The following is a 12012-nucleotide window of genomic DNA, read 5'->3' as shown; positions in this document are numbered from 1 at the left end:
GTTCTGCAGGGTGCGCGAAAGGCCTGAACGTGGGGGGAAGGCGACGCGGAGGAGACTTTAGGACGCGAAAGTATCCCGGGGGAAGGAAGATCAGCGGATTTCGGCTACGCGTCCGTAACCAGGCATTTCGTTGTTTCCGCGGTGTTCCGGCGAGATGAATTCGCAGGAACGGAAACGGGCTTGGGAAACGGCTCAATTCGCCCTTTCCCGCTCCGGCTCGCGCCCCGGAGGGGACGGTCCCCGCCTCCGGGCTCGATAGGTGAAACATAAACTAAACACGGCGTCGGCTCAGCATGCGGACACCGCCCCCCGCCCGCGGGCCGCATGACGGCGGCCGGCCCCGGCCGCGAGCCGAGACGCCGAACGCCCGCTGCCGGCACGGAGGGACGGCACGCTTGTTACGCTGCGCCGATGGCCGCCTCCTCGCGTGAGTCCCTGTCCGGCGCCGGCTGGCAGGACCAAGAACCCGGCACCTACCGGGAGTTGATGCCCGCCCGGGTGGAGAAGCTGTCCTGGCTGAACCCCGGGACGCTCTGGAAGGCGCGCAACGGGCCGCTGGCCTCGCTGTTCGGCGACCCCACCGGGCGGGACCGCTCCCGCTGGGTCGCGGCCGAGGCCGCCCGGCGCGGCGGCACGGACACCGGCGCCGCCGCCGGTTCCGACCCCGCTGCCGCCGCGGACAGCAGATCGGGCGCGGACCCCGCCGACGACCTGGTGATCGCCCGCGACGACCCGGACACCTTCTCCTTCCTGCTGATCGGCGACACCGGCGAGGGCGACGGCCCGCAGTACGCGGTGATACCCGGCCTGCTCGAAGCCGGCGCTGGCACCCGCTTCGCCGTGGTGTGCAGCGACGTCCTCTACCCGGTCGGCAACGCCAACGAGTACGGCCCGAAGTTCTTCCGCCCGTACCGCGACTACGCCGCCCCGATCTACGCGATACCGGGCAACCACGACTGGTACGACGGGCTCACCGGCTTCATGCGGGTCTTCTGCCGCGCGCCCGCGCTTCCGCCCGCGCCGCGGCCCCGCCCGCTGACGGCCGCCTGGTGGCGGACGCTGCTGTGGGCGAGCCCGCAGACCCCGGACGACGCGCGGCTCGACGAGGAGCGGCTGCTGCGCGGCGCGCCGTCCCAGCAGGCGTCCCAGCCCGGCCCGTACTGGGCGATCGACGCGGGACCGCTGCGGATCGTCGGCATCGACACCGGTCTGCTCGGCGACATCGACCGCGAGCAGGGGGACTGGCTGCGACGCGTCTCGGCGGGGGACCGGCCCAAGATTCTCGTCACCGGCTCGCCGATCTACGTGGACGGCGAGCACCACCCGTGCGCGATCGAGGGCGGCGGCACCGTCGACGAGATCGTCACCGATCCGGCGCACCACTACGTCGCGGCGATCGGCGGCGACATCCACAACTACCAGCACTACCCGGTCGACGTGGCCGGACGGCGGATCGAGTACGTGGTGTCCGGCGGGGGCGGCGCGTTCATGCACGCCACGCACACCATTCCGCGGGTCGACATCGGCGGCGTCACCGAGGAGAACTTCCGCTGCTACCCGCTGCGCGGCGACTCGCTGGCGTTCTACAGCCGCCTGTACGGGCGCAGGCTGCGGCTGCGCAAGCTGTTCGACCTGCACCCCGACGAGGCGTCCGCGGTGGTGGCGCGGCGCCTCGGCACGACGCCGGTCCGCAGCCCCGGAGCCGTCGGCCCGTCAGGTTCCGCCGGCACGCCGGGACGGCGCGCCCGCTTCGTCGCGAGCGTGCTCGGCGTGCCGCCGCGGCCGCAGCGGCGCGGCCGGGTCCGACTGCCCGTCCGCAAGACGCTGACCGGCCTGCTCTCGCCCGCCTCGGCGACGTACGACCCGCCGTTCTTCAAGAGCTTCCTGCGGCTGGATGTGAGCCCCGGGGCGGTGCGAGTCCGCTGTTTCGCGGCGACGGGAATGCTCGGGCAGGAGCAGGACCCGCCCGTGGAGGACGAGTTCACGATCACGCTGCCGACGCCGACCCAGGAGCGTCCGCGGGGCCACTGACACACCCCGGGCCGCGGGCGCCGGCCGCGGGCGCCGGCGACGCGTGCCGGCAGCGCGTATCGGCGGCGTATGGAAAACCGCATACGCGGCGGCAACGCCGGGCTGTCTTCACTCGGGGCATGGTCAACGGCGAGGTCGGCGGTGGAGTGCGCGTGGGTGCGGGACCTGGGACGGGGAGGGCCGGGGAGCCCGGCGGAGGCGCGGGGCTGAGGGTGGAGCCGATCAGCGCCGCCGAGCACCTGGCGTTCGTACGGGCGCGGCGCTCGGTGAGCTTCCTGCAGACGCCCGGGTGGGGGCGGGTCAAGACCGAGTGGCGCAGCGAGTCCCTCGGCTGGTACGACGGCGGCCGGCTGGTGGGCGCGGGGCTGGTGCTGCACCGGCCGGTGCCCCGGCTGGAGCGCTTCACGCTCGCCTACCTGCCGCAGGGCCCGGCCATCGACTGGGCCGGCGACCTCGGCGCGTGGCTCGGCCCGCTGGCGGCCCGCCTCAAGGCGCACGGCGCGTTCGCGATCCGGCTCGGACCGCCGGTGCGCACGCACGTCTGGAGCGCCGCCCAGGTCAAGGAGGGCATCGCCGACCCCGCGGTCGAGCGGCTCACCGACCTGCCCGGTGGCGCCGGCGACCCGGCCGGCGCCCGGGTGGCCGCCCACCTCGCGGCGGCGGGCTGGCTGCCGCAGAGCCCGGAGGACGGATTCGGCGCCGGCCAGCCGCAGTTCACGTACGAACTGCCGCTGGCCGGCCGGACCGAGGACGAGGTGCTCGGCGGCATGAACCAGCTGTGGCGACGCAACGTCAAGAAGGCGGCGAAGGCCGGCGTCGAGGTCACGGTCGCCGGGGGCGGCGCGGTCCCGAGCGGCGCGGAGCTGAAGGAGTTCCACGACCTCTACCTCCACACCGCCGCGCGCGACCGCTTCACGCCCCGGCCGCTGCGGTACTTCGAGACGATGTTCGCGGCGATGAGCGCCGAGGACCCCGCGCGGATCAGGCTGTACCTCGCCCGCCACCAGGGCGACCCGGTCGCCGCCACCGTCCTGGTGCGGGTCGGCGCCCACGCCTGGTACACGTACGGCGCCTCCTCCACGCACAAGCGCGAGGTGCGCGGTTCCAACGCGTGCCAGTGGGCGATGATCCGCGACGCGCTCGCGGCCGGCTGCGACGTCTACGACCTGCGCGGGATCACGCCCACCCTCGACGCGGACGATCCGCACGTCGGGCTGATCCAGTTCAAGGTCGGCACCGGCGGCCGGGCCGTGCGGTACGCGGGCGAGTGGGACCTGCCGCTGCGGCCGCGGGTCTACCAGGCGTTCGACCTCTACATGCGGCACCGCGCGAAGGCGGGCCGCCGCAGCCGCTGAGCCGCGGCGCCCGCTGAGCCGCCGCGCCTGCCGGCGGCGCCTGCTGAGCCGCCGCGCCTGCTGGAGCGGCGGGCGCGCGGCGGTCCTCCCCGCGTCGAACCCCCGCGACCGGCCCGGCGCGGGTCCGCGTAGGCCCGCCCGGGCCGGCTCGGCCCCGCAGCCGCACGCACGCCCTACGCGAGCGCCGCGGCGACCTCGTCCAGGCGGGCGCCGCGCGACGCCTTGACGAGCACCACGTCGCCGGCCGCGACCTCGCCGCGCAGCCACGCCGCGGCCGCGCCGTTGTCGGCGAGGAACAGCCCGCGTCCTGCCGCGCCGTCCGCGACCGCCCGCGCGCCCTCGCCGACCGCGGCCACCACGTCGGCGCGGGCGGCGGCGTACGCGCCGGCGGCGCGGTGCTCGGCCTCGCCGGTGTCGCCCAGTTCGAGCATCGCGCCGAGGACGGCGATGCGCCGCCCGCCCTCGACCGCGGCCAGCGCGTCCAGCGCGGCGCGGGTGGAGTCGGGGTTGGCGTTGTAGGAGTCGTCGAGCAGCGTCGCGCCGCAGGCGAGGTCGCGCACCTCCAGCCGCCGTCCGGACAGCGTGGCGGTGGACAGCGCCGCCGCGGCCGCGTCCAGCGGCACACCGGCCGCCAGGGCCGCCGCCGCGGCGGCCGCCGCGTTGACCGCCTGGTGGGCCCCCACCAGCGGCAGCGCGACATGGGCGGTGGCGCCGGCCGCGCGCAGGGCGAACGACGGCCGGCCGAGCCGGTCCTGCTCCAGCCCGAGCACCCGTACGTCGGCCTCGGGCGAGCGGCCGAAGGTCAGCACCGGGCCGTGTGTGAGCGACCGCATCGCCGCCACCCGCGGGTCGTCCGCGCACAGCACCGCGGTGCCGCCGGGCGCGAGCCCCCGCACCAGCTCGCCCTTGGCCCGGGCGATGGCCTCGCGCGAGCCGAACTCGCCGATGTGCGCCCGGCCGACGTTGAGGACGACGGCGATGTCCGGCGCGACCAGTCCGGTGAGCCGGGCGATGTCGCCGACGTGCCGCGCGCCCATCTCCAGCACCAGGAACCGGGTGGCCGGGCTCGCGCGCAGCATGGTCAGCGGCACGCCCAGCTCGTTGTTGAAGGAGCCGGCGGTGGCGACCGTCGGCGCGGCGCCGGCCAGCACCGCGGCCAGCAGGTCCTTGGTGCCGGTCTTGCCCGAGGAGCCGGTCAGCGCGGCGACGGTCAGGCCGCCGCGCAGCCGCGCCACCACATGGGCGGCGAGCGCCTGGAGCGCGGCCCTGGTGTCGGTGACGACCACGGTGGGCAGCGCGGTGGGGCGCGAGCCGAGCACCGCCACCGCGCCGGCCGGCCGGCCTGGGCCGCGTGGTCGTGACCGTCGGTGCGCTCACCGGCGAAGGCCACGAAGAGCCCGCCGGGTTCGGCCTTCCTGCCGTCGAGCACGGCCGGCCCGGTCACCGTCACGGAACTGTCGCCCTCGACCCTCCCGCCGGTGATCGCGGCGATCTCGCGGAGGGAAAGGGCGATGCGGACGGACGTCGATTCGTTGGAGGTCACGTCCGCCATTCAAAACGGCGCCCTGTTTCCGGCGGATAAGCGGAATTCGATAGGAGGACCATATATTACCCGCGAGTAATGTATGGGCGGCATATCGGAATCCGCATACGCGACCGCAACAGCACACGGCATTGACTGGGCGCATGTCCCCCAGCGAACCACCGCGCATCACCGCCTACGGGTGCGGGCCGGACGAGGCCGCGCTGTTCCGGCGGGCGGCCGCGGAGTCCGGCGTCGCGGTGACCGTCACGCACACCGCGCCCTCCGAGGCCACGGCCGCTCTGGCGGCCGGCAGCCGGTGCGTGAGCGTCGGCCACCAGGCGCGCCTCACCGCCGCCGTCCTGCGCGCACTCAGACAAGCCGGAGTGGAGTACGTCTCCACCAGGAGCGTCGGCCGCGACCACATCGACGTCGCCTACGCCGAGCGCATCGGCATCGCGGTGGAGAACGTCTCCTATTCGCCCGACAGCGTGGCCGACCACACGCTCATGCTCATGCTGATGTCGGTCCGCAACGCGCAGTCCACGGTCCGCCGGGTGGACGACCACGACTACCGGCTGCCCGAGGCCCGCGGCAGGGAACTGCGCGACCTGACCGTCGGGATCGTCGGGACCGGCCGGATCGGCGCGGCGGTCGCGGACCGGCTGCGCGGCTTCGGCTGCCGGCTCCTCGCCCACGACCGGCGTCCCAGGATCGCCGCCGAGCACGTGCCGCTGGACGAACTGCTGCGGCTGAGCGACATCGTGACGCTGCACACCCCGCTCACCGCGGAGACCCGCCACCTGCTGGACCGGCGGCGGATCGCATTGATGAAGCCGGGCGCGTACCTCGTCAACACCGGTCGCGGCCCGCTCGTCGACACCGACGCCCTCATCGCCGCGCTGGAGAGCGGCCGGCTGGGCGGCGCGGCGCTGGACGTGGTCGAGGGCGAGGAAGGCGTCTTCTACGCCGACCGCAGAGCCGGACCCGCCGCCGGCGAACCGCTGCTGCGCCTGCAGAAGCTGCCGAACGTGCTGATCACCCCGCACACCGCCTACTACACCGACCGCGCGCTGCGCGACATGGTCGAGAACTCCCTCGCCAACTGCCTCCACCACCGAAGCGACCACGAAAGCAGGACACGAGCGACATGAGCATGGACAGGCCCAAGGTCGGCATCCTCTTCGGAGGGTGCTCCGAGGAGCACCCCGTCTCCGTCAAGTCGGCACGGGAGATCGCCGCGAGCCTGGACACGGGGGCGTACGAGCCGTTCTACGTCGGCATCACCCGGGACGGCGTCTGGAAGCTCTGCGACGGACCCGACCCCGGCTGGGAGGACGGCAACGGCCGCCCGGCCGTGCTGTCGCCGGACCGCGGGGTGCGCGGACTCCTGGTCTTCGAACAGGGGCGGTACGGGACGGTCCCGCTCGACGTGGTGCTGCCCGTGCTGCACGGCAGGCTCGGCGAGGACGGCGCGGTGCAGGGGCTGCTGGAGCTGTCCGGCATCCCCTACGTCGGCTGCGACGTCCAGAGTTCCGCGCTGTGCATGGACAAGTCCCTCGCCTACACCGTCGCGCGGAGCGCCGGCATCGCCACGCCGGAGTTCTGGACCGTGTCCGACGGCGGGAAGGTCGAGGCCGACCGGCTGACGTACCCCGTCTTCGTGAAGCCGGCCCGCTCGGGCTCGTCGTTCGGCGTCACCAAGGTCGACCGGGAGGAGGAGCTGCCGGCCGCGCTGGAGGCCGCGCGGCGGTACGACACCAAGGTGCTGATCGAGCGGGCCGTGGCCGGCAGCGAGGTCGGCTGCGCGGTCCTCGGCGACGAGCCGGAGCTGTTCGTCGGCGAGGTGGACCACATCGCGCTGTCCCACGGCTTCTTCAGGATCCACCAGGAGAGCGCGCCGGAGAGCGGTTCGGAGAACTCCACGCCGATCGTGCCCGCGGACATCCCCGACCGCGCGCGCGAACTCGTCCAGGAGACGGCCAAGGCGGTGTACCGCGCGCTGGGGTGCCGGGGGCTGGCACGGGTGGACATGTTCCTCACCCCCGACGGCCGGGTGGTCCTCAACGAGGTCAACACCCTGCCGGGGATGACCTCCTACAGCCGCTACCCGCGGATGATGGCGGCGGCCGGGCTGCCGATGTCCGCCCTGGTCGACCGGATGCTGCGGCAGGCGCTGCGCCGGGCGCAGGCCCCCGGCCCGCGGGACGGGGCGGCGCGGTGAACGAGGACTTCGTCTTCATCGACGCGTGTCTGCCCGGGGTGCGGTGGGACGCCAAGTACGCCACCTGGGACAACTTCACCGGGAAGCCGGTGGACGGCTACCTGGCCAACCGGGTCGTCGGCACGCGGGCGCTGTGCGCGGCCCTGGAACGAGCGCGGGAGGAGGCCGCCGCGCGCGGCTTCGGCCTGCTGCTGTGGGACGCCTACCGCCCGCAGCGCGCGGTGGACTGCTTCCTGCGCTGGTCCCGGCTGCCGGAGGACGGCCGGACCAAGCTCCGGCACTACCCGAACATCGACCGCGCCGGGATGTTCGACCACGGCTACGTGGCCGCCAAGTCCGGGCACAGCCGCGGCAGCACCGTCGATCTGACCCTCTACCACCTGTCCGGCGGCGAACTCGCGGCCATGGGCGGCGACCACGACCTGATGGACCCCGTCTCCCACCACGGCGCCCACGGCATCACCCGGGCCGAGGAACGCAACCGCGAGCACCTGCGGGCGGTGATGGAGGCCAGCGGCTTCAGCCCGTACGCCAGCGAGTGGTGGCACTACACGCTGCGGGACGAGCCGTACCCGGACACGTACTTCGACTTCCCCATCGTGTGACGGCGTACGGAGCCGGAGGGTGCGCGGCGCCGCCGGTCGGGCGGGCGCCGGCCGGCTCAAGGACGGCCGGCTCGAGGGCGGCCGGCTCGGGGGGCGGGGTCAGGGGCGCGCGGGGTCGGGGTCCGCGGGTAGGGTGACGACGACGCGCAGCCCGCCGGCCGGGCGGGGGTCGAGGGCGATCGTCCCGCCGTGCGCGTGGGCGATGGTCTGGGCGATGGCCAGGCCCAGGCCGACGCCCGCGTGGTCGGTGCGGACGCGGTCGGTGCCGCGGCGGAACGGCTCGGTGAGCGTCGCCGCCAGCCCCGGGTCGATCCGCTCGCCGGTGTTCTCCACGGTCAGCACCGCGCCCGCGTCGCGCACGTCGGTGGCCACCCACACGGTGCCGCGGCCCGGCAGGTTGTGCACGACGGCGTTGTGCACGAGGTTCGTCGCCAACTGCAGCAGCAGCGGCTGCGACCCGAGCACCGGCGCGGCCCGTCCGGACACCTCGATCGCGACGCCGCGCTTCTCGGCGAACGGCAGCAGCGTCTCGGCGGCCTCCTCCGCCAGCAGGGACAGGTCGACCGGCTCCCGGCGGAAGGACCCGCGGTCGGCGCGGCTGAGCACCAGGAGCGCCTCGGTGAGGTCGATCGCCCGCGCGTTGACGGTGTGCAGGCGCTCGATCAGCTCGCCGTGGTCGTGGCCCGGGTCGCGGCGGGCCACGTCGAGGAGGGTCTGCGAGATCGCCAGCGGGGTGCGCAGCTCGTGCGAGGCGTTGGCGGCGAACCGCTGCTGCTCGGCGTCGTGCGCCTCCAGGCGCGCGAGCATCGTGTCGAAGGCGTCGGCGAGTTCGCGGAACTCGTCGGTGGGGCCCGGCAGCCGGATGCGGTGCGAGAGCGACCCCTCGGCGGCCCGGCGGGTGGCGTCCGTGATGTGGGTGAGCGGGGCCAGCATCCGGCCGGCCAGGAACCAGCCGCCGATCAGCCCGAACAGCAGCAGGAACACCATCACGAAGAGCGTGGTCGGGCCGAACTGGCGCAGCAGGGCCCGGTGGCTCTCCACGACGACGATCAGCCCCGGGTGGACGCGGTAGAGCAGCGAGATCCACATGACGGCGAGCAGCACGAAGCCGGCGAACACGAGGAAGCCCGCGTAGCTGAGGGTGAGTTTGAGGCGGACGCTCAGGCCCGGCTGCCTGTCCACGGCCGCGTCACCCCTCCTCGGCGCCGGGCCCGGCGGCCGGCCCGGTGTCGATGCGGTAGCCGACGCCGGGCACGGTGGCGATGATCCAGGGCTCGCCCAGGCGCTTGCGCAGCGCCGAGACGGTGATCCGCACGGCGTTGGTGAACGGGTCGGCGTTCTCGTCCCAGGCGCGTTCCAGCAGCTCCTCGGCGCTGACGACGCCGCCCTCGGCCGCCACCAGGAGGTCGAGCACCGCGAACTGCTTGCGGGTGAGCGCGACGTAGCGCCCGTCCCGGTAGACCTCGCGGCGGAACGGGTCGAGCCGCAGCCCCGCGATCTCCCGCACCGGCGGCCGGCTGTGCGCACGCCTGCGCTCCAGCGCCCGCAGCCGCAGCACCAGCTCCCGCAGGTCGAACGGCTTCGTCAGGTAGTCGTCGGCGCCGAGCCCGAACCCGGAGGCCTTGTCGTCCAGCCGGTCGGCCGCGGTGAGCATCAGGATGGGCATGCCGCTGCCGGAGGCGACGATCCACCGGGCGATCTCGTCGCCCGACGGGCCGGGCACGTCCCGGTCGAGGACGGCGATGTCATAGGTGTTGACGGCCAGCAGCTCCAGGGCGGTGTCCCCGTCCCCCGCGATGTCGGCCGCGATCGCCTCCAGCCGCAGCCCGTCCCGTACGGCTTCCGCCAGATAAGGCTCGTCCTCGACGATCAGCACACGCATGCACCCGATGCTACGAGCCGGTCCGTATCGCCGGCGTATCGCGCGTCACCGCGTGTGCCGCGGCGCTCACGCTCCGGCGCGATGGGTCGGAATCGGCCGTTCCCCGGGGCGGACCGCGGCCGGTTCGCACCGTCCGCGGCGGCCGGCGGCCGGGCCGTGCACGGCGGAGAGCGCCGGATGGGCGCCGGGGGACGCCGAAAAGGTCGTATACGAAGGGGGTGCGGGCGGCGGCGGCCCACGGTCCGGGCAGGGATCGGCCATGACTCGGCAAAGGCGTGGCCCGAGGGTCGACGGCACGTCACCGCGGTGGCGCGCGGGGGTCCGTTCGTCCACGTCACCCGGCTGCTGACCGAAAGTTGCCCATTGCATCCATCCCTCGCGCCCCTTGTGTTGACGTGCGTCCCGGGCGCGGCCGACTCTCCAATTAGGTGCTCTATGCACATGGATGTGTGTGACGAGCGCGTTACGGGGGCGCCGAGAAGGTCGGAGGACGACGGCACGCGGGACGCCGAGCGCGTCCCGGCCGTCGCCGGGATGAGCGGAGATGCCCGATGTGCGGAATCACCGGATGGGTCTCGTACCAGCGCGACCTCTCCACCCAGCGGCCGGTCGTGGACGCGATGACGGAGACGATGTCGTGCCGCGGCCCCGACGACAGCGGCACCTGGATCAGCGGACCGGCCGCGCTGGGCCACCGCAGGCTCGCGGTGATCGACCTGCCCGGCGGCCGGCAGCCGATGAGCGTCCGGACGCCGGACGGCACAGTGGCCATGGTCTACTCCGGCGAGGCCTACAACTACACCGAGCTGCGCGCCGAGCTGGCCGGCCGCGGGCACCGCTTCACCACCGACTCCGACACCGAGGTGGTGCTGCACGGCTACCTGGAGTGGGGCGACGGCGTCGCCGCCCGGCTCAACGGGATGTACGCCTTCGCGATCTGGGACGAGCGCACCCGCGAGCTGGTGATGATCCGCGACCGCATGGGCATCAAGCCCTTCTACTACTACCCGACCGCGGACGGCGTGCTGTTCGGCTCCGAGCCCAAGGCGATCCTCGCCAACCCGCTCGCGTCCCGCACGGTCACCCTCGACGGGCTGCGCGAGCTGCTGGTCATGGTCAAGACGCCCGGGCACGGGTTCTGGGACGGCATGCACGAGGTCGTGCCCGGCACCGTCGTCACCGTCAGCCGCGCCGGAGCGCGCACCCGCGCCTACTGGACCCTGGAGACCCGCCCGCACACCGACGGCCGGGACGCGACCATCGCCCATGTGCGCGACCTGCTCGACGACATCGTGCGCCGCCAGCTCGTCGCCGACGTCCCGCGCTGCACCCTGCTCTCCGGTGGCCTCGACTCCTCCGCGATGACCGCGATCGCCGCCCGGCAGCTCGCCGAGACCGGCGAGCGCGTCCGCAGCTTCGCCGTGGACTTCGTCGGCCAGGCGGAGAACTTCGTCGCCGACGAGCTGCGGACCACTCCCGACACCCCTTTCGTGCACGACGTGGCCCGCGTGGCGGGCACCGAGCACCAGGACATCGTGCTGGACTCCGACCAGCTCGCCGACCCCGCGATCCGCTCCGCGGTGATCAGGGCCAGGGACCTGCCGGCCGGTTTCGGCGACATGGACGCCTCGCTCTACCTGCTCTTCCGGGAGATCCGCCGGCACTCCACCGTCGCGCTGTCCGGCGAGTCCGCCGATGAGGTGTTCGGCGGCTATCTGCAGTTCTTCGACCCCGAGGCGCGCAAGGGCACCACCTTCCCCTGGCTGACCAACTTCGCCAAGCACTTCGGCGACGACGGCGGCATCCTCGCCGAGGACACCGCCCGCGGCCTGGACCTGGCCGGCTACGTCCGCGACTGCTACGCCACCGCCGCCGCGCAGGTCGCCCCGCTGCCGGGGGAGAGCGACCTGGAGTCGCGCATGCGCACCATCAGCCACCTGCACCTGACCCGCTTCGTCCGGGTGCTGCTGGACCGCAAGGACCGCGCCAGCATGGCCGTCGGCCTGGAGGTCCGGGTGCCGTTCTGCGACCACCGACTGGTGGAGTACGTCTACAACGCCCCCTGGGCGCTGAAGTCCTTCGACGGCCGCGAGAAGAGCCTGCTGCGCGAGGCGACCGCCGACGTGCTGCCGCGCTCGGTCTACGACCGGGTCAAGAGCCCGTACCCCTCCACCCAGGACCCGGCCTACGCGGCCGCGCTGCGCCGCAACGTCCAGGAGGTGCTGGCCCAGCCCTCGCACCCGGTCTTCGGCATCGTCAGCCACCGGCGCCTGGCGGAGGCGGTGCGGGACGACACGCCGCAGACCACCCAGGCCTCCCGCCGCGGCCTGGAGCGCGCGCTCGACCTCGCGCTGTGGATCGACATGTACCGGCCGACCCTCAAACTCGCCTGA

The 12012-nt window shown here is 73.9% G+C and carries 8 protein-coding genes and 1 pseudogene; 6 read left to right on the top strand and 3 right to left on the bottom strand.

All coding sequences use genetic code 11. The features are described 5' to 3' along the window. Positions 1-411: 411 nt before the first annotated feature. Positions 412-2031, top strand: a complete 1620-nt coding sequence (locus tag VSR01_RS03095; protein WP_326447747.1) for a metallophosphoesterase family protein — start codon at positions 412-414, stop codon at positions 2029-2031. 206 nt (positions 2032-2237) lie between these two features. Continuing rightward, positions 2238-3386 carry a lipid II:glycine glycyltransferase FemX gene (locus tag VSR01_RS03090; protein ID WP_326453471.1) on the top strand — a complete coding sequence of 383 codons (1149 nt, stop codon included), beginning with the start codon at positions 2238-2240 and terminating at the stop codon, positions 3384-3386. 173 nt (positions 3387-3559) lie between these two features. Here VSR01_RS03090 and VSR01_RS03085 read toward each other — a convergent pair. Then, positions 3560-4938: pseudogene (locus tag VSR01_RS03085) on the bottom strand (UDP-N-acetylmuramoyl-tripeptide--D-alanyl-D-alanine ligase). A gap of 134 nt (positions 4939-5072) precedes the next feature. Between VSR01_RS03085 and VSR01_RS03080 the strand changes: the two are divergent. Genes VSR01_RS03080 through vanX form a run of 3 tightly spaced genes read left to right on the top strand, consistent with a single transcriptional unit; the run spans position 5073 to position 7737 of the window. Further along, on the top strand, positions 5073-6062 hold the full coding sequence (locus VSR01_RS03080) for a D-isomer specific 2-hydroxyacid dehydrogenase family protein (protein WP_326447746.1): 990 nt from the start codon (positions 5073-5075) through the stop codon (positions 6060-6062). A gap of 2 nt (positions 6063-6064) precedes the next feature. After that, positions 6065-7132, top strand: coding sequence for a D-alanine--(R)-lactate ligase (vanA, locus tag VSR01_RS03075; RefSeq protein WP_326453470.1), 1068 nt, complete (start codon positions 6065-6067; stop codon positions 7130-7132). Next, entirely contained in the window at positions 7129-7737 is a 609-nt protein-coding gene (gene vanX / locus VSR01_RS03070) for a D-Ala-D-Ala dipeptidase VanX (protein WP_326447745.1), read from the top strand. Before vanA ends, vanX begins: the two co-directional genes overlap by 4 nt. A 99-nt stretch (positions 7738-7836) precedes the next feature. Here the strand turns inward: vanX and VSR01_RS03065 are convergent, their stop codons facing one another. Then, positions 7837-8919 (bottom strand): sensor histidine kinase, encoded by a 1083-nt coding sequence (locus VSR01_RS03065; RefSeq protein WP_326447744.1) that lies wholly within the window; start codon positions 8917-8919, stop codon positions 7837-7839. A 7-nt stretch (positions 8920-8926) separates the two neighbouring features. After that, entirely contained in the window at positions 8927-9619 is a 693-nt protein-coding gene (locus VSR01_RS03060; protein ID WP_326447743.1) for a response regulator transcription factor, read from the bottom strand. Between the two features lie 551 nt (positions 9620-10170). Here VSR01_RS03060 and asnB point away from each other — a divergent pair. Beyond that, positions 10171-12012, top strand: coding sequence for an asparagine synthase (glutamine-hydrolyzing) (gene asnB / locus VSR01_RS03055; RefSeq protein ID WP_326447742.1), 1842 nt, complete (start codon positions 10171-10173; stop codon positions 12010-12012).

The organism is Actinacidiphila sp. DG2A-62 (genome assembly GCF_035825295.1).
Classification (GTDB): Bacteria; Actinomycetota; Actinomycetes; order Streptomycetales; family Streptomycetaceae; genus Actinacidiphila.
The sequence above is the reverse complement of the archived record's forward strand: the minus strand, read 5'-3'. Positions and strand labels throughout refer to the sequence as shown.

What these genes read in the sequence shown, in the direction of transcription:
- vanA (WP_326453470.1), top strand. Translation starts at nt 6,065, where the DNA reads ATGGACAGGCCCAAGGTCGGCATCCTCTTCGGAGGGTGCTCCGAGGAG.
- VSR01_RS03060 (WP_326447743.1), bottom strand. Translation starts at nt 9,619, where the DNA reads ATGCGTGTGCTGATCGTCGAGGACGAGCCTTATCTGGCGGAAGCCGTA.
- VSR01_RS03095 (WP_326447747.1), top strand. Translation starts at nt 412, where the DNA reads ATGGCCGCCTCCTCGCGTGAGTCCCTGTCCGGCGCCGGCTGGCAGGAC.
- asnB (WP_326447742.1), top strand. Translation starts at nt 10,171, where the DNA reads ATGTGCGGAATCACCGGATGGGTCTCGTACCAGCGCGACCTCTCCACC.
- VSR01_RS03080 (WP_326447746.1), top strand. Translation starts at nt 5,073, where the DNA reads ATGTCCCCCAGCGAACCACCGCGCATCACCGCCTACGGGTGCGGGCCG.